General features: G+C 58.0%; 20 protein-coding genes. 15 read left to right on the forward strand and 5 right to left on the reverse strand.

All coding sequences use genetic code 11. The features are described 5' to 3' along the window. Nucleotides 1-78 precede the first annotated feature (78 nt). Nucleotides 79-1,383 carry a ferredoxin reductase family protein gene (locus BM254_RS08655; protein ID WP_092001736.1) on the reverse strand — a complete coding sequence of 435 codons (1,305 nt, stop codon included), beginning with the start codon at nucleotides 1,381-1,383 and terminating at the stop codon, nucleotides 79-81. A gap of 503 nt (nucleotides 1,384-1,886) precedes the next feature. Between BM254_RS08655 and BM254_RS08660 the strand changes: the two genes are divergently transcribed. Continuing rightward, nucleotides 1,887-2,564, forward strand: a complete 678-nt coding sequence (locus BM254_RS08660) for an arginine N-succinyltransferase (RefSeq protein WP_092001738.1) — start codon at nucleotides 1,887-1,889, stop codon at nucleotides 2,562-2,564. A 66-nt stretch (nucleotides 2,565-2,630) separates the two neighbouring features. Here the strand turns inward: BM254_RS08660 and BM254_RS08665 are convergent, their stop codons facing one another. Together BM254_RS08665 and BM254_RS08670 are read right to left on the reverse strand one after the other, a co-directional pair. Then, nucleotides 2,631-3,086, reverse strand: a complete 456-nt coding sequence (locus tag BM254_RS08665) for a metallophosphoesterase family protein (protein ID WP_092001741.1) — start codon at nucleotides 3,084-3,086, stop codon at nucleotides 2,631-2,633. Between the two features lie 126 nt (nucleotides 3,087-3,212). Continuing rightward, a complete protein-coding gene (locus tag BM254_RS08670) occupies nucleotides 3,213-3,503 on the reverse strand; it encodes a hypothetical protein (RefSeq protein ID WP_092001744.1) in 291 nt (96 codons plus the stop codon). Between the two features lie 192 nt (nucleotides 3,504-3,695). On the opposite strand from BM254_RS08670, the gene BM254_RS08675 reads away from it, so the two are divergent. The 10 genes from BM254_RS08675 (at nucleotide 3,696) to BM254_RS08720 (ending at nucleotide 10,299) form a co-directional block, all read left to right on the forward strand. Next, nucleotides 3,696-4,040: a PBPRA1643 family SWIM/SEC-C metal-binding motif protein gene (locus tag BM254_RS08675; protein WP_092001746.1), complete on the forward strand. Its 345-nt coding sequence runs from the start codon at nucleotides 3,696-3,698 to the stop codon at nucleotides 4,038-4,040. Nucleotides 4,041-4,069: 29 nt separating this feature from the next. Then, the gene (locus BM254_RS08680) at nucleotides 4,070-4,510 is read left to right on the forward strand and encodes a DUF3010 family protein (protein WP_092001749.1); all 441 of its coding nucleotides are present in this window, start codon (nucleotides 4,070-4,072) and stop codon (nucleotides 4,508-4,510) included. 59 nt (nucleotides 4,511-4,569) lie between these two features. Continuing rightward, on the forward strand, nucleotides 4,570-5,001 hold the full coding sequence (locus tag BM254_RS08685) for a tautomerase family protein (RefSeq protein ID WP_092002229.1): 432 nt from the start codon (nucleotides 4,570-4,572) through the stop codon (nucleotides 4,999-5,001). A gap of 502 nt (nucleotides 5,002-5,503) precedes the next feature. Beyond that, nucleotides 5,504-5,773 (forward strand): ComEA family DNA-binding protein, encoded by a 270-nt coding sequence (locus tag BM254_RS08690; RefSeq protein WP_092001753.1) that lies wholly within the window; start codon nucleotides 5,504-5,506, stop codon nucleotides 5,771-5,773. Nucleotides 5,774-5,785: 12 nt separating this feature from the next. Next, nucleotides 5,786-6,124, forward strand: a complete 339-nt coding sequence (locus tag BM254_RS08695) for a type II toxin-antitoxin system Phd/YefM family antitoxin (RefSeq protein ID WP_425434484.1) — start codon at nucleotides 5,786-5,788, stop codon at nucleotides 6,122-6,124. Continuing rightward, nucleotides 6,114-6,401, forward strand: a complete 288-nt coding sequence (locus BM254_RS08700; RefSeq protein WP_092001756.1) for a type II toxin-antitoxin system RelE family toxin — start codon at nucleotides 6,114-6,116, stop codon at nucleotides 6,399-6,401. Before BM254_RS08695 ends, BM254_RS08700 begins: the two co-directional genes overlap by 11 nt. A gap of 82 nt (nucleotides 6,402-6,483) precedes the next feature. Then, nucleotides 6,484-7,263: a (Fe-S)-binding protein gene (locus BM254_RS08705; RefSeq protein WP_092001758.1), complete on the forward strand. Its 780-nt coding sequence runs from the start codon at nucleotides 6,484-6,486 to the stop codon at nucleotides 7,261-7,263. Beyond that, a complete protein-coding gene (locus BM254_RS08710) occupies nucleotides 7,260-8,699 on the forward strand; it encodes a LutB/LldF family L-lactate oxidation iron-sulfur protein (protein WP_092001761.1) in 1,440 nt (479 codons plus the stop codon). Before BM254_RS08705 ends, BM254_RS08710 begins: the two co-directional genes overlap by 4 nt. Further along, a complete protein-coding gene (locus tag BM254_RS08715; RefSeq protein WP_092001764.1) occupies nucleotides 8,696-9,349 on the forward strand; it encodes a LutC/YkgG family protein in 654 nt (217 codons plus the stop codon). Before BM254_RS08710 ends, BM254_RS08715 begins: the two co-directional genes overlap by 4 nt. After that, the gene (locus tag BM254_RS08720) at nucleotides 9,346-10,299 is read left to right on the forward strand and encodes a DMT family transporter (protein WP_092001768.1); all 954 of its coding nucleotides are present in this window, start codon (nucleotides 9,346-9,348) and stop codon (nucleotides 10,297-10,299) included. Before BM254_RS08715 ends, BM254_RS08720 begins: the two co-directional genes overlap by 4 nt. 12 nt (nucleotides 10,300-10,311) lie before the next feature. Here BM254_RS08720 and gloA read toward each other — a convergent pair whose 3' ends face one another. Then, nucleotides 10,312-10,860 (reverse strand): lactoylglutathione lyase, encoded by a 549-nt coding sequence (gene gloA, locus BM254_RS08725; protein ID WP_092002234.1) that lies wholly within the window; start codon nucleotides 10,858-10,860, stop codon nucleotides 10,312-10,314. Nucleotides 10,861-11,155: 295 nt separating this feature from the next. On the opposite strand from gloA, the gene BM254_RS08730 reads away from it, so the two are divergent. From BM254_RS08730 to BM254_RS08745, 4 genes are all read left to right on the forward strand, one after another. Beyond that, on the forward strand, nucleotides 11,156-12,124 hold the full coding sequence (locus BM254_RS08730) for a DUF6160 family protein (protein WP_175497226.1): 969 nt from the start codon (nucleotides 11,156-11,158) through the stop codon (nucleotides 12,122-12,124). 65 nt (nucleotides 12,125-12,189) lie between these two features. Further along, nucleotides 12,190-13,248, forward strand: a complete 1,059-nt coding sequence (locus tag BM254_RS08735; RefSeq protein ID WP_092001776.1) for a lysylphosphatidylglycerol synthase transmembrane domain-containing protein — start codon at nucleotides 12,190-12,192, stop codon at nucleotides 13,246-13,248. Further along, entirely contained in the window at nucleotides 13,245-15,506 is a 2,262-nt protein-coding gene (locus tag BM254_RS08740) for a glycosyltransferase (protein ID WP_092001779.1), read from the forward strand. The genes BM254_RS08735 and BM254_RS08740 overlap by 4 nt, the downstream gene beginning before the upstream one ends. A 185-nt stretch (nucleotides 15,507-15,691) precedes the next feature. Then, nucleotides 15,692-16,639, forward strand: a complete 948-nt coding sequence (locus BM254_RS08745) for a YbgA family protein (RefSeq protein ID WP_092001782.1) — start codon at nucleotides 15,692-15,694, stop codon at nucleotides 16,637-16,639. Nucleotides 16,640-16,766: 127 nt separating this feature from the next. Here the strand turns inward: BM254_RS08745 and BM254_RS08750 are convergent, their stop codons facing one another. Continuing rightward, entirely contained in the window at nucleotides 16,767-17,498 is a 732-nt protein-coding gene (locus tag BM254_RS08750) for a DUF481 domain-containing protein (protein WP_092001785.1), read from the reverse strand. Between the last annotated feature and the right edge of the window lie 10 nt (nucleotides 17,499-17,508).

The raw sequence follows: 17,508 nt of genomic DNA on the forward strand, positions 1-17,508 counted from the left end.
AGGATCAGGCATAAGCTGATGTTCACACCCCAAATGATCAAGGATAGCCGCCGACGCTGGCTCAACCGCCTGATTGGATTAATCATAGCTGAACCGCTCCGCCAGGATACGCTGAGGAGGTGTGCCCCTCGTGCTCAGGTGGTCTTCAACAACATCCATCATGATCGCCGGTCCGCACATCACAAAGACCCAGTCGCGAAACTCGTTCTCTGAAAACTCACGATCCATCAGCGCTCCATCGATGAAGCCTGTCTCCCCGTGCCAGTCTTCTGGCGGTTCTGACAGCACATAGACCACATCCTCATCACCCAACTCCTCGTGATAGGCAATCTGGTTGATGATCCGGTTTCCATAGATCACCTTCACTTTGCGCGAATCGCCGGTCAGGCGCATTTGCCTGAGTATGCCGAGCAGCGGCGCAAGGCCCACACCACCGGCGATGAGCGCGACCCCGGACTCCTCGCGACCATCGACGGTAAGATTGCCATAAGGGCCGTCCAGATAGGCGACGGTGTCAGGTTTTATCTGGCCAATGGTTCGTGTGAAGTCGCCAAGCTCCTTGATCATGAAGGAGACTTCCGGGCCGCCCGCCGGCGCTGAGGACATGGAGAACGGGTTTTCCTTCATCGAGAAGGTACTGTGCCCCACATTCAGCCAGACGAATTGCCCGGCCTGGTAATCCAGACCATCATGACCGTCGGGCGTCACCGTCACTTCCCATTGCTTGGGCGTCAATCGGACGACGGAAGTCACGCGCCAGGGGCGAGCCTTCTGCAGCCAGGGAACCACCAGGTAAACCATCAGCAATGACCCAACCGCCACGCCCGTCATGACCAGCCACACCCAGGTCATCACCGGCTGTGATCCGTAACGCCCGGCATACACGGTATGGTGCAACAGAAGCACCGCAATCAGGAGCGCGCCGAGCCCGTGCAACAGGCGCCACGTCTCGTACCGGTAGCCCAGCTGGGTGCGCCCAATGGCCATGACAATAAGGCCTGCAAGCAGCAAATAGGCGGCAATCCCGGTCGCCAGATCGGAAAAATCGGTCGTGAGCGTCAATTGCCGTGTGGGGTCCCATGGGCGCTCCCCCCCTGTCGGCGTCCCCTGGTAAAGAAACGGGTGCAGCAGCGCAAAGACCAGTAACGTGCGGGCCATGATCTGGTGAAACCGCATGGTCACGTCCATGCCGACGTCATTGGAAATGGCCTTGAAGCGGCCGGACAGGATGAATTCCACGAGGATCATCGAGAAGGCAAGAATGCCAAGGCCTGAGGCGAGTTCCTGGTGCAACTGGCGTGGCGGGCCTCCGACCCAGGCGGACAGAAGCAGCGGCAAGGTAACGGCGACGAGGTAAGCAACGATCAGAAGGAGCGGTTTCATCTGGCTAGTCTGTTTCCCTTCCTTTGATCATGCAAGATACCCCTGATAATAGCCAATACTGTCAGCTTTGGGGCACCCGAGTTCCTCCGAAAATAAATCTGTCCCGGCTTTCCCGGATAAAGCTTACCCGCGGTGATCGCTCTCCAGCAGTCTGACCCGACGCGGGCATCGTAGTTTGATGAGAGAGTGTGAAAGTCGGGCACGGACGGTCTTATGAAATACGAACACGCAATTGTGAAATTTGACGGAGACGTTGCGATCCTGCTCTGCAATGGCTGCGGCATCACTATCGCAGAGGGCACCAAACACGAGGACCGTGAGCACTACTGTACGATGTGCATGAGCGGCAATTGCAAAGCAAAGTTCAAAAAAGAAACATAGAAAACGTCCTTTAACCTCCCCATAAACCTTATCTTCAGGCATGATTTCCATACCGACCTCAAACATATTCTGACACGATTACCAAAGCAGAGGATTCAAACTGCAATCAGGTGACATTGGCAATGAGTGAGACAACCGAGGATAAAACAGCAGCACCGGCACCCGCAAAGAAGGGTTTCAGTGGCTGGCATGTCTTTGGCATTGTCGTGCTCACCATCGTTGCCACCATCGGCGTTGGTTACTGGTGGTTAAGCCACTACGTGTTTCCTGAGAAATTCGACCCCGTAACCCTGAATGCGAGTGAACAGGATTCACTGAATAACAAGCTGAACACTCTGGGTATTGATACCCAGGGTGGCAAATCCGAGCGGCGGTTGCAGCCGGTACCCTACAGTGAGGAAGGCGCCAGCCGGGAGGTACGCTTCAGCGAGCGGGAACTCAACGGTATGCTGGCCAATAACACCGATCTGGCGCAGAGACTCGCAGTCGACCTTTCAGACGATCTACTCAGCGCCCTGCTCCTTGTGCCTCTTGAAGAGAATTTCCCTGTACTCGGCGGCAGAACCCTACGAGTAAATGCCGGTGTAGAGTTGTCCTTTGCCAACGGTCGCCCCCTGGTTAAATTAAGGGGCGTCAGCGTGATGGGCGTACCCATTCCGAATGCCTGGCTGGGTAACCTCAAGAATGTGGACCTGGTTAACGAGTTCGGCGCCGATCCGGGATTCTGGCAATCCTTTGCAGCCGGGGTGGATTATATCCAGGTCGAGGATGGCCGGTTGCTCGTCCGGCTCAAGGAATAGCACCTTGCGGACAGAATAGAAATAAGGTTCTCAAGAAAATAGATCGGCCCCGGTTTTCCCAACCGATCAAACCGGCAGCTCAACAATCTCACCAACCACACCGTCCTCACTCACCTGAAGCCGCCCCACCGTGATCGGCAGAGTAAATCGGCGGGGGCCGGCGCCTCCTGGATTGAAATAGAGCACATCTCCAATCCATTCATTACGGGGTTTGTGGGAATGGCCGGCGATGACCACGCGGTAACGGCCTTGAGGATCGATGTCGAGGGTTTTAACGTCGTGGAGCATGTAGAAAGCGTGGCCGAGAAATTCCAGATCCTGAACATCTGGAAGCGTCGCAGCTCGACCTGCTTTGTCGATATTGCCACGGATCGCAATCAAGGGGGCGATCCCCTCCAGCGCTTCCAGAACCTCGTCCCGCCCCACGTCACCGGCATGAAGGATCAGATCCGAGCCTTTCAAAACCTCCAGGGCTTCTGGACGCATTTTGCTGTGGGTGTCAGCGATCACTCCGATTTGCATGTTTACGCCCCTTTGAACCCCTCAATGACGCCCACCCAGCCCGTGCGCGGGCACGGTGGAATCACAAGCCGGGTGGTTGAAGCGGGTGACATTGCCCTTGGGGACGATGTCCGGGCCTGTCCGTAATCAAGTTTCACTGAGAGTGGAAATACCATTGACCTCAGTCACCGTTTTGGCATCCGCCCGCTCAATGATTTTCAGGAGGGTGGATTGAATGGTTTCGTCTTCCCGGGCATCACCCCCACTCACAAACGTTTGCTTCTGGGGTTCCGCGCCCTCTTCCTCGGTATATGAAATAACAACCTCGATGGCTGAATCCGGCGTTTTACCAAAGTACTCCAGCGAAACTAACGGATAGCCGTGAAAGCCCTTCTTAACCTGCTTTGCAATACGCTTCTTTGCTTTATCCACGTGCATAATCGGAGCCTTTCGCTGCGTTTGTTATCTGGTTGCACATGAGCTCCCAGTAGATACCACTTGCCAATTCTATGCCCTTCAATCCATCTAAAATAGATCTGTCCCGGTTTTCCCTATATCCCCGTTCCCATAAGCATGCTAAAAGACTCCCCCCGGCAGTAGCTCGGGTATTCTTCTCATCAGGATATCACCATGTCAGATAAGTTTTTCTTCAAGGGCCGGCAGGACGCACGCCAGAACCACACCGCTTACGGCGGCTTTCAGACCAACGCCAGCCAGAAGAGTGGCAGCCGGAAGTATCCGCTAAAACTGGTGGTTACCAGTGAAGCGCGCAAGCAAGAGGTTGAGGCACAGGTTGCCCGGGCGAAGCTGCATGCGACTATTTCGGTTGATACCCGCGAAGGCGCCGTTGAATCCATCAACGAGCTCACCGCTATCCTGAATAAAGGCGGGACAGTCACCACGGTAAAACCGCCCTCCCGCAACGACGTCTGCAACTGCGGTAGCGGTATCAAATTCAAGAAGTGCTGTGGCTAACAGCAACGGGCGTGTAGAGGGCAATGGCTATGATTATTTGCGGGGTTGAGCTGACTGGCAACGATGCGGTGGTGTGTTTGCTGAATATGGACAGGGGGCAGTTCAACCTGCCGGAGTGCAAGGTGCGCAAACTGTCACTGCCAAAAAACCATAGCCGTGAAGATCTGAAGCGGTTCCAGGCGGCCTTTTCGGCGTTAATGGCCGAATACGGAGTCACCACTGTCGCTATCAAAGAGCGGATGCCCAAAGGCAAATTTGCAGGTGGTGCCATCAGCTTCAAAATGGAAGCGGCCATTCAACTGATCACCGATATTGAGTTGACGGTGACCCTGCTGCCCCCGGCCCTTATCAAGTCCACCCTGGCAGCCAACCCGCTGCCCATTGCGTTTGCCGAGACGGGTTTGAAGGCCTTTCAGGAAACGGCCTTTATCACCGCCTATGTGGGACAGCTGCAAGGTGGTTGCAGCTGATAGCGTGTACTCAGAGACTAGACAGGTAAATAAACGTCACTCTCGGTAGGATGTCCCTCATGCCCACTTATACCGTAACGGTCGCGAATCTTTCCCTGTCGCAGCAGCAGAAATCACAGATAGCGGAAGCCATAACCACGGCCCATCACACGCAAACGGGCGCCCCCCGTTTTTTTGCCCAGGTTTCGTTTTTTCTTACCAATGATGGCGAGCACTTTGTAGGTGGCACCGTGAACAAGGCGCCCCAGGTGTATGTCCACGGCCTGGTGCGCGAGGGCCGCACTGCCGAGGTCAAGCAAGCCCTGATGAGCCAGATGCTTGAAGAGATAGTCCAAATTACGGGAATAACGGTTGAGGACGCCTGGATCTATCTGCAGGACATTCCCGCCACTCAGATGATCGAGTTTGGCCGGTTTCTGCCAGCGCCGGGCGATGAAGCTGAATGGGAAAGGGGAATGACTCCAGAAAAGCGGGCCACGTTACCCGATTAACTGGACGCTGGCACTCGGCGACAAGATGCCGGCTTGCCTATGAACCCAAATAATAGATTTGAAGATCATGTGGCCAGCTCCCTTGGCTCACATCAGCGTAGGAAATATCGCACAAACCGCAGAGCGAATATCCGATTTTGCTACAGACCATCTTCGATAGAATAGGAATTGTCAGGGATGACAGCCGGCAAGGATCGTTGGCTCAAGGATGGAAACTCCACGGATCAGGAGTTACCCGAAGGATCGGGATTACAGGGATGAACACAAGGATGAAGCGCTCAGGATGATGCGCAGCCTGATGGATCAGGCAGGGGTCAGCCACGGATATTGGGTCCACAGGGAGCGTGGCCCAGTCCGTGCACTTCCGTTTTCGGAATACCTTCCTTACACCTCATCACCTCCGAACCTTTATTCTCGCCTCTCAACCGAGCCTGCGCCTGTGCGGCATGACGTCCTGGCAAACAACCATAACGACGTTATTCAATCTCAGGAGTATGCTCACATGAAAAGAACCCCGATTATCGCCACGCTGGTCCTGCTGTTCAGCCTGTTCATCGGTTTCGCCCACGCCCAGGACGCCACCGTGAACATCAACACCGCAGACGTAACCACTCTGGCGAGTCTCAACGGAATCGGCGATAGCAAGGCCCAGGCCATTATCGAGTACCGCGAAGCAAATGGCCCCTTCGCCTCCACCGCCGACCTCTCCAAGGTCAAAGGCATTGGCGCACGCACTGTGGAGAAGAACGCGGATCGTCTCAGCATAGAGTAGGATTAACGAAGGGTGGCGCAAGCCACCCTGTCACTATCGGCAACAGGCAAAGAATGGTCTAAAATGAGATCTTATTTTGATGCACATTTGAGGTCTTTTATGCGCAAAGTACTTGCCGATTGCTCAGCCAGCATTTCCGAACTGAAGCGCAACCCTACAGCCCTGCTTGCCGAATCTGATGGTGCGCCTATCGCTATTCTTAACCACAACAAGCCCGCAGCGTATTTGGTTCCAGCGGAAACCTATGAGTGGATAATGGAAATGATCGACGACCAGGAGCTAAGCCAAATCGTCGAGAAGCGCCGCCAAGAAAAACACAAGGCTGTCAGCGTCAATCTGGATGACTTATAAACTTAAATTTCTGCCAGTTGCACTGAAGGAGTGGAAAAAACTTCCGCCACCAATAAAGCAACAATTCAAGAATAAACTGTCTGAACGGCTTGAGAATCCTCACGTAGTTTCGGCCCGTCTAGGCGGCTACCAGAGCGTCTATAAGATCAAACTTCGTAATGCCGGCTATCGCCTCGCCTACGAGGTGGTTGATGACGAGTTAATTGTTTATGTCCTCGCTATTGGCAAACGCGAGAAATCCAAGGTCTATCAAAAGTTATCCAACAGAAGCTGCTGAGCCGAAAGTCGTTTGGCAACCACCGCTCCCCCACCCTATTATTGTTGGATAACAACAATCCCACACCCGGAGCGGGGCGTTAATGTCTGATCCCATCAAGGTTTATCCTTCCAAACCTCAGAAGGTCTATTACTTCGGCACCTGCCTGGTGGACATGTTCTACCCGGATGCGGGGATTGCCGGGGTGGAATTGCTGGAGCGGGAGGGCATCGAGGTGATCTTCCCCCAGGGCCAGACCTGCTGTGGCCAACCGGCCTACACCTCCGGTTACCACGATGAGGCCCGCTCGGTGGCGCAAGCCCAGCTGGACCTGTTTCCCGAAGACTGGCCGATTGTGGTGCCCTCCGGTTCCTGTGGCGGGATGATGCGCAAGCATTACCCTGCACTGTTCAAGGACACACCCCAGGCTACCCAGGCCGCGGAAATTGCCGGGCGGGTCTGGGAGCTGACGGATTTCCTGCTGAATGTCTGCCACATCAAACTGGAGGATCTGGGTGATCCGGTCACAGTTGCCATGCATACCTCCTGCTCGGCCCGCCGGGAAATGGGGGTGGCCGAGGTCGGCCCGGCACTGCTTGGGCAGCTGAAAAACGTCAACCTTGTGGAACAGATCCGGCCAGAAGAATGCTGCGGCTTTGGCGGCACCTTTGCGGTTCGCCACCCGGAGATTTCTGCCGCCATGGTCAGTGAGAAGGTCGACACCCTGGTGGATACCGGCACCCAAGAATTTGTCACCACCGACTGCGGCTGCCTGATGAACATCGCCGGCTATGCGGAGAAGAACGGCAAGCCCCTGCAGGGCCAGCACATCATCAGTTTCCTGTGGGAGCGCACCCGCGGAAACCAGGGAGGCCAGTCATGAGCGAGACCACTGCCCACGCCCATCCGCACGTCGATGTGAAGGAATTTCACCCCCGGGCACACGCGGCCATCCACAACCCGAAGATCCGCCAGAATTTCCGCAAGGCGATGGACGGCCTGATGGCCAAGCGCACGGCAGCGTTCGAGGGCTGGGACCTGGAAACCCTGCGGGACCTGGGCGCCAACATCCGCCTGAAAGCCCTGTCCAACCTACCGGACCTGCTGGAGCAGCTGGAACAGAAGCTCACCGAGAACGGTATCAAGGTGCACTGGGCGGTGGACGGCGACGAGGCGTGCCGCATCGTCCGCGATATCTGCGTGGCCCGGGACGCCAAGAGTGTCATCAAGGGCAAGTCCATGGTGTCCGAGGAGATGGAACTCAACCATTACCTTCAGGACCACGGCATCGAGGCGCTGGAATCGGATCTGGGGGAGTACATTGTCCAGCTCGCGGATGAGACGCCCTCCCACATCATCATGCCGGCGATCCACAAGAACACCGGGGAAATCTCCGAGTTGATGCACGAGAAGACCGGCACCGATCTCTCCAACGATGTGGAATACCTGACTGCCTCTGCCCGCCAGCAGCTGCGGGAGAAATTCATGAACGCGGACGTGGGTGTCTCCGGCGTTAACTTCGCGGTAGCGGAGACCGGCACCCTGTGCCTGGTGGAGAACGAGGGCAACGGCCGGATGACCACCACGGTGCCAAAGTGCCATATTGCCGTCACCGGTATCGAAAAGGTGGTGCCGAGCCTGGAGGATGTCTCCGCCCTGCTGGCGCTGCTGACCCGTTCCGCCACCGGCCAGCACATCACCACCTACTTCAACATGATCTCCAGCCCCCGCAAGGGCGAGGAGCTGGACGGGCCCGAGGAAGTCCATGTGGTGCTGGTGGATAACGGCCGGTCCTCCATCTACCAGGACGACGAGCTGTTGGACACCCTGCGTTGCATCCGCTGCGGCGCCTGTATGAACCACTGCCCGGTCTATACCCGGGTCGGTGGCCACACCTATGGCACAACCTACCCTGGCCCCATCGGCAAGATCCTGATGCCGCACCTGATCGGCCTGGACGAGGGCCGGCACCTGCCCACCGCATCCAGCCTGTGTGGCGCCTGTGGCGAAGTCTGCCCTGTGAAGATTCCGATTCCGGACCTGCTGGTGCGCCTGCGCCAGGAATCCGTGGATGGCGACCGGCTACACCCGGCCAAAGTGCGGGGCCATGGCGCCAAGCGCAGTACCGGCGAAGCCATGATCTGGAAGGGGTGGGCCTGGATGCATGCCAGCCCTGGCATATACCGGTTGGGCACCGGGGTCGCAGCGAAATTCCGGGCCCTGCAGCCCTCGAAAGCCGGCGCCTGGACCGATTTCAGGACCGTACCGAAGCTTGCGCCGAAAACCCTGCACCAGCGGATGAAGGAGCGTGGCCAGTGAGTTCCCGAAACATTATTCTGCAGCGCCTGCGCAACCGCACCGGTGGCGAGCTGACCGCCCCGGAATGCGACTTCTCGGTTCTGAAGCGCCCGGACTGGAGCACCGCCGAACGGATCGAACTGTTCGAGAAAATGATCGAGTCGGTCCACGGTGAGGTCCATCATTGCACCTCCGATACCTGGATCGAGCGGCTGGCCGAGGTGCTGAATACCCGGGGTGCCCGCAACCTGATGATCCCGAAAGAGCATCCCATCGGGCAGGCGATCAAGGCTTCCGAGCGCACGGACCTGCCGGAACTGCTGCTCTACGACGAGCCCATCGAGAGCTGGCAGCCCTACCTGTTCAACGAGGTGGACGCCAGCATCACCTCCACCCGGGGCGGCATTGCCGAAACCGGCTCGCTGATTCTCTGGCCGACGCCGGACGAACCACGCCTGATGAGCCTGGTGCCGCCGGTGCACATTGCCGTGCTGAATGCCTCGGAAATCTACACCACGTTCCACGAAGCCATGATTTCCCAGAACTGGGCCTCTGGCATGCCGACCAATGCGCTGTTAATCTCTGGGCCATCCAAAACCGCGGATATCGAGCAGACCCTGGCCTACGGTGTCCACGGCCCCAAAGAGCTGATTGTACTGGTTATAGAATGATCCAAGGCGCACTGTTGATCGCCCTGGCGGCCTTGCTGTGGGCGACCACAGGCATCGTCGCCAAATTCCTGTTTACCGGCACCGAGCTGGAACCCATAACCCTGGGCTTTCTGCGCCTGGTGGTGGCGTTGCCGTTTTTCTGGCTGCTGATGCGGCGGGAACAGGTACAACTCAAGCGCAACCATCCTGACGAGCGGGTACCCGGAAGCTCCTTGCGGCATCTGGGGCTGAAGGCACTGCTGCCCCTGGCGGCCCTCGGCCTGTTCCAGGCGTTCTACCAGGGCAGCTACCTGCTGGCTGTGGACCTGACCGGCGCCGGCATAGCCACCCTGATTGCCCTGTGCCTGCCGCCGGTGCTGGTGGCGATCACCGCCGCGCCCCTGCTCGGTGAGAAACCCGGGCTGTTGACCATCCTGTCACTGATCGCCGCCATTGCCGGCACGGCCATGCTGGTGCTGAGCGACATGGACACCAGCGGCACCCTGCGCTTGGCCGGTATCCTGATGGCCTTGCTGGCCGCTTGTGTCTACACCGGTTTCACCCTCACCAGCCGGTACAGCTCCGCAGGCACACCGGTGTTCACCACGGCCTTCATCTGCTTCTTTACCGCGGCGCTGATCCTGTTGCCGGTGGTAGCCGCCACCGGAGGCTTTGCCGGCCTGGAAACCCTGGCGTTCAGGCACTGGCTGATGGTGACCTACATTGGCGTGGTGCCGACCTGCATCGGTTACGTGAGCTTTTTCACCGGCATGAAAACCACGCCCGCGACGCTTTCAAGCATCATCGTGACGCTGGAACCGCTGTTCGTGGCCTTGCTGGCCTGGGTCTTCCTGGGAGAGGTGCTGGGGCCGATTGGCATTACCGGCGCCCTGATCCTGACGGCGGCGGTGATCGTCGCCTCCAGATTTGGCGGGAAAGCCGCCGCCGGACAGACATCCGACGGCGGTTAATCAAGTGGACGTTCAGTCGTCCTTCTGCTGCTTGGCGAGCATGTCCGGCTGCAGGATCTCGATCCAGTAGCCGTCCGGATCCTTGATGAAGGCCAGGCCTTTCATCTTGCCGTCGTCCGGCTTCTTCACAAACTCGACACCCAGTTTCTCGAAACGGTCCGACGCGGCATACACATCCGGCACCGCAATGCCGATATGGCCGAAGCCCTGGGGCTCGTCGTTGCCGTTGTGGTAGGCGAAATCATTGTCGTCTTCGGTGCCCCAGTTATGAGTCAGCTCGAGCATCGCCTCACGGCCGAAGGTGTAGGTGGTGCGATGGGCATCGTCGTTCGGGACGAACTGGGCCGAACGGTCATCCAGGTACCCCAGGAAGTACAGAGTGAACTTCATCTCCGGGAAATCCAGCTTCCGGATGAGGTGCATCCCCAGAACGCGGGTGTAAAAGTCCATTGAGCGCTCGGGTTCCTTGATGCGCATCATGGTCTGGTTGAAGACATAGCCTTCTGTCTCGGGAACGGGCGCGTCGTACAGGCCGGGGGCGTCTTCGAAATGCTTGGGCATGATCATTTCCCTTTTGGTTCAGAGCATTCAAACTTTATACCTGCGTGCGTTTCAATCGGATTTCAAGGGGCGACGCCAGATCCAGCCCGGACAATGAAACAGCTATTCGGGATCTGTATCACAGACAGCCGACCTTCCGGACTCTAATGTAACAGTCTGTAACCTTTGATCGCCGCATTGATTCAGGTGTCCCTGCGGCCCGGATAACAACAAGAATCCGTCGAACAATATCGGGACGCTCATGATTCCATCTCTCCTGACCCAGTTTTCAACGCCGCGCAGGTGCTTTCCCCTTATGGCATTTGCGATGGCGTTGCCTACTTCTACACTTGCCGAATTCCGGGCGCTGGATGACAGCAGCCTTTCTACCGTTACCGGCCAGGCCGGCGTGACCATCGAGCTTGAGACCCGGCTCACCATGGACAGCCTGACCTGGACCGATGAAGGCTCCCTGAGCGTTAACGGGCTGCGGCTCTCCGGCCAGAATGACACCGTGCTGGACAACATGAAGCTGACCCTCGATATCGCCGGTGATGGCGAGGTGCTGGAGCATGGCTTCTCGGAGATTGCCCGGCGAGCGAATGCGGGTTTGCTGGACCCGAGTGATCCGGATGTGGCCGAGGCCCTGGCCACCTACTCGGTGAATGGCGAGTTCGGCAAGCAGTTCGACAGTGGCGACCTGGTGATTCACCTGGGCGCCATTGATTACGGCGATCCAACCAGTCTCAATGATTACCTGCAGGCGGTGGATTTCGAACTGGCCGTGGACAGCATCGTAACGTCCGGCACCGAAGGCAGCGCCACGCTGTTCTCGGATATGTTGCTTCAGGGTTACGTGGGACCCACGGACCTGGTCATCCGGAACCAGGGCGGCAATACCCGAACCCTGGCCAACGGTAATGTGGTGTCCGGTTCCGAGTTGCAGCTGGACACCCACTTCGAGATCACCAACGGCAGTCTGAACTGGGACGCCGCCGACCTGATCCTGCTGTTCAATTTCGCCGCCGTAGGCATCGAAGGGCTGCAGATTCATAACCGGCGCGGGGACGACACCCTGGGGCATTTCGGGATGGCTCACGCCACGGCAAAGCTTTCCCGGGGCACCAGCGCCGCCTCGGCAGTGGAGGGGCTGTCGGTACATGATGTGGAATTCCGCGCGGACATCGACATGCCGATCTTCCGGATTGGCGGCACCAGCATCGGCAGTGTCCAGTTCACGGACTTTGCCATCACGGACACCACCATGATGGTATATGGCCACTGAGGCACCACTGGACAACTACTGCCACTTCACATGTAAACTGCCCGTCTCACTCTGACGGGCAGCCCATGACAGACTCAACGGACATCGATTACGAGAGCGGGACCTCCTGGCGAAGACTCGGTTTCTTCAGCCTGATCTTTGTCGCCCTGACCGCTGCCGGGCTTTACACCGTCTATCACCAGTTCGCCGACCGCAGCATTACCTTCGACACCCGGCTAATCGCACCAGAGAGCCTGCTGGCATTCGGCGCCTTGCTGCTGGTGTATTTCCTGTCTGACGGGCTGAGGCTCTACTACACGTTGCGGGCCCTGGAACACAAATTGCCGTTCCGGATCATGTTCAAGCTGGTATTCATCAACCTGTTTTTCTCGAACGTGACGCCCATGGCCACCGGTGGGGGCTTTGCCCAGATCTGGTATCTCACCCGTCATGGCGTCCCCGTGGGGCGGGCCACGGCCGCGACTACGATCCGCACCGTACTGGCAGTGATCTTCATCTTCTCGCTGACCCCGGTTTTCCTGTTCACCCTGAAAGCACTGGAAGATCATACGATCTCCGGGGAGATCGGCACCGCCCTCGCGGTGTTTATCACTCTCTACCTGGGTTTCTTTATCGTCCTGCTGTTCCGGACCCGCTGGCTCATCCTGCCCCTGAGCAAACTCATCAGCCTGCTCAGACGGGCGCACCTGATCGGCGCCCGTCGCCACGACCGCTGGCAGTTCAAGTGCCGCCGGGAGATGCTGAGGTTCTCCTTCAGCTTCAACGATTACATCGAGGGGCGGCCGCTGTTCGTGCTGCTGTCGATCTTCTTCACCGCCACCTTCCTGCTCAGCCTGTTCAGTTTTCCGGCCCTGCTCATTCACAGCCTGGGCTATGAGGTGGACTACCTGGTCACGGTGGGGCTGCTGGTAGTGACCACCTTCATCATGTATTTCTCACCCACCCCCGGCGCCTCGGGCATCTCCGAGGGGGTGTTTGGCAGTTTCTTTCGGGATATATTGTCCGGTAATCACCTGGTTCTGGTCACCGTGGGCTGGCGCTTCCTGACCATTTACCTGGGCATGATTGTCGGACTGCTTGTCCTCCAGAGGGAACTGACCAAAGACCGCAGGAAATCCGGATGATCTTCCGAAACCCGCTCAAGCTGCTGTTCTACCTGTGCCTGCTGATCGTCATTCTGTTAGTGGGCTACAAGGCCTACCTCAACCTGTTCATGCAGGACTTCAACAGCCTGCACAGTACCCAGGTGGAGCGCATCCATGAACGAGTGAAACCCGGGGAAGCAGTCAACTTTGCCGTGGTCGGCAACATCAACAACTCCATCGGGATTTTCGAGGAACGGATTATTCCGGAGCTGAACAGCTCCGGGCTGGACTTCATGGTGTCTGCAGGCAACGCGGTCAGTGGTGGCGGAGAGGACAAGTACCGGGCCCTGTATGGCACCCTGAGCAATCTGCAGATCCCCTACCTGCTCACATTCGGCGCCCACGAATTCGACAACTTCGGCAGCTTTCGCTTCTACGACCATTTCGGCCCGCACTTCTACAGCATCCGCACCGGCAATGCCCGGTTGATCTTCCTGGACAGCACCGGCAAGACCCCCTGGCGGTGGCAGATCCGCTGGCTCACCGATCTGCTCACCCAGGACACCAGCAACGCCCGCATCCTGTTCATCGGCCATCCGCCACTGGAGCCGGAACAGAACCCCCTGTTCGACCAGGAAGACGACTACCTGCAACCACCGGAATTCCGGGACGCGCTGCTTGAGCTTATCGACAGCCAGGGCATCGACATGGTGTTCTCCTCGAACCTCTCCGTATATGCCGAGAAGGAACGGGAAGGCACGCAGTTCATCACCACCGGCGGGGCCGGAGGCCTGGTGCTCAACAACGAGAGCAGTTTCTATCACTACGTGGAAGTGGGTGTGACCCCGGATGGTGACGTCTCCCACAACCTGCAGCGACTGGAAGTCGGGCAGCATCCGGTGTGGAGCACCCTGGAGAGCTTCTGGTTCTTCATCTACTCCCTGTTCTACACCGGCTACCTCAACTTCATCCTGATCGTTGCGGTATTCGCGGCCATAGCCATCAAGCTTTACCAGATCATCTTCATCGGCAAGGACTACTACCCCGACTACGACCTGGACCCCGCCCCCTGGCTCGAAAACCCCCTCCGGGTCACCATGTTCACCAACAACTACCTGCCCTTCATCGGCGGCGTACCCATCTCCATCGACCGCCTCAGGCGTGGTCTGGAAGGGCTTGGCGACAAACTGCTGATCGTGGCCCCGAGCTACAAGGACCAGCCGGAAAGCGAGGAATACGTCTACCGGGTGCCGTCACTGCTGGCCATGGGCAAGAACCGGGAATTCCGACTGGCCAACATCTTCCTGGCCAGAATCCGCGAACAGGTCAAGGCATTCCGCCCGGACATCATCCATGTTCACCACCCGTTCTGGCTCGGCAGCCTCGGCCTGTTCATCGCCCGCACCCTCAAGGTCCCGGCGATCTACACCTACCATACGCGGCTGGAGCACTACGCCCACTTCGTACCGCTACCCGGCATTCTGTTCCGGAACCTGATCTCCCACGCCCTGATCAAACACTTCGCCAACAAATGCGACGGCGTCATCGTGCCCACCTACTCCACGGAAGAATACCTGCGCATGATCGGGGTAAAGACCCCCACCTTCGTGCAGCCCACCGGCATCGAATACCAGAAATTCCAGCAAGTGAACCGGGAGGACGTGGACAACCTGCGCAAGGAACTCGGGATCACCGAAGAGAAAATCTTCGTCAGCGTCTCGCGCCTGTCCAACGAGAAAAACATCGACTTCATGATCGAAGCCATCGACGCCCTGTGCAAACAGACCGACGTACCCTTCCGATTCCTGATGATCGGCGACGGCCACCAGAAAGACCGGCTACAGAAGAAAATCGAATCCCTCGGTCTGCAGCGGCACTTCACACTCGTCGGCGCGGTACCACCCGATGAAATGGCCCTGTGGTACCACCTGGGCGACGCCTTCCTGTTCGCTTCCAAGTCCGAAACCCAGGGAATGGTCATCCTCGAAGCCATGGCCGCTGGCCTTCCGGTGGTCGCGGTACGTTCCAGCGGCATCGACGATGTGGTGCGGCACGGGTTCAACGGCTTCAAGACGCCGGAAAAGCAGGATCAGTGGGTTGCGAAGGTGAAGGAGCTGTTGGAAGACGACAAACTGCGGGGAACCCTTTCAAGCAACGCTTTGGAGTTTGCGGCTGATTTCTCAGTGGAACAATTCGCCAAGGACGTCCGAAACATTTATGCGAGTACTCTCGCCCTCGTAGAAAAAAAGCGTCACCAGCACCCGATCAGCGGACTACCAAAGTCCGGGTCGGCCTAGCGGGGCAAGGTTTCCAGAATCGTGCGGAGCCATGGATGGCGGAGCCGAGCGTACAGGGACGTATTCACAGCGTATTCTGGAAACCTTGCCCCGCTAGGCCGATTCCACCAGTTTCGTGAGTGCGCTGATCGAGCTAGACTGAAATCACGTATTACAAGTGACGTTTTAACAACCGGAGACAACACGTGAGCGGCATCCCCGTCGGAATCAGCACCTGCCTGCTGGGCAAGGAAGTCCGCCATGACGGCGGCCACAAACATTCCCGCTACTGCACCCAGGTACTGTCAAAACATTTCGAATTCCGATCCATCTGCCCCGAACTGGAAGCCGGCCTCGGCGTCCCACGCCCGGCCATCCACCTGCGGGAATACCCCGATGGCATCCGCCTGATCGACACCAAAGGCACCGCCGACCACACCGATGAAATGAACGCCTTCATCGAGCGGATCATGCCCACTCTTTCGGATCTGCGTGGCTACATCCTCATGGCCAAGTCCCCGAGCTGCGGCATGGAACGCATCAAGGTCCACAACGAGGAAGGCCGGGTAACCCGCCGGGACGGCCGCGGCCTGTTCGCCGAGGCCCTGATGCGTGCCTACCCGCTGATGCCCGTGGAGGAAGAAGGCCGGCTGAACGATGATATGTTGCGTGAGAACTTCATCGAACGGGTCTTCGCCTACGACGACTGGATGCAGAACGTCGCCGGCGACAAGCTGAGCGCCCAGGCCCTGATCGAATTCCACACCCGCCATAAGTTCCAGCTGCTGGCCCACTCGGAAAAGATCTACCGCCAACTCGGCCCGCTGCTGAGCGACCTGAAGTCCGAGCCGCTGGAAAACACCGCAGACAAATACATCCACCTGTTCATGGAAGCCATGAGCCAGAAAGTCAGCCGCGGCTCCCACATGAACGCCATGATGCACCTGCTGGGCTACCTCAAGGACTCCATGCATGCGGAGGACAAGAAGGTGCTGCTGGAGCAGATGGAAGCCTACCGCCGGGGTGAAGTGCCGCTGGTGGTGCCCATGACCTTACTGCGCATGGCCCAGCGCCGGGAGCCCGTGGATTATCTGCATGTGCAGAAGTATTTGACGCCGTACCCGGATGAGTTGGGGTTGAGGAATAACGTCTGAAGCTTGAAAGAGGGGTCAGACGGATGCACAGGGGTCTGATGAACGCTTTCATCTGACCCCACTTTCACCTCGCCCCCACAGTTATGAAGAAGGGGTCAGAAGAAGGCTTTCTTCAGACCCCGACATGTCAAAATCCATACAACAGGGACAGCGAAGTCTCTTTATCCGTCCTCTCCGCCCCCTCCGGCGGCTCCGACACATGCTTGACCCGGAACGCCACCTTCATCGACAGATTTCCCACCACAGTCGATTGCAACGAGGTCTCGGATTCGCTGACGGTGTTGTTGTCATCCAGGCCAATCTCGGTGCTCAGCTTCTGACGAAACAGCGAGTTCTCGGACAGCGCATAATCAAAATGCCCCGCCAGCCGGGCGATGGCCTCTTCCTCGGCATTCTGCCGGTCGGCGTTGGGCTCGTTCAGCCGGTTGTAGCGATAACCGGCACCGGCGGAGAGGTCCAGGAAGGAGCGCTCCCCGGATTCCCAGACCCGGTGGCCGTAACCGGTGGTGGCGGTGGACTCGAAGTCGTACCCGGAGAAGCGGTCATCCTCATAGGAGCCCCGCAGGAACCAGTATTGGCGCTCGGCGAACTTGTAGTCGGTCTGGCCTGTTGCCTTGTACTCCTCGGTCGTGGTTTCACCCTCAGCTTCGGAGTACTTCGAACTCAATTCGCCGGTGTTGCGCCATTTCTCGATTTCATGGATCAGGGCCAGCCGGCCGTTAACATTGGCTTCCTCGGAATTACCCGAGGTCACCAGCACGCCCAGTTCGGCCTCGCCTTCCCAGTCCGAGGCATCCTGTGCCTGCACGAACGGCGCAAGTGCCGTGAGCGTTACTGCGACTGCGTGTCTGAACCCCATGAAACCTCCT

The sequence above is a fragment of the Marinobacter pelagius genome, from assembly GCF_900114925.1.
Lineage (GTDB): Bacteria > Pseudomonadota > Gammaproteobacteria > Pseudomonadales > Oleiphilaceae > Marinobacter > Marinobacter pelagius.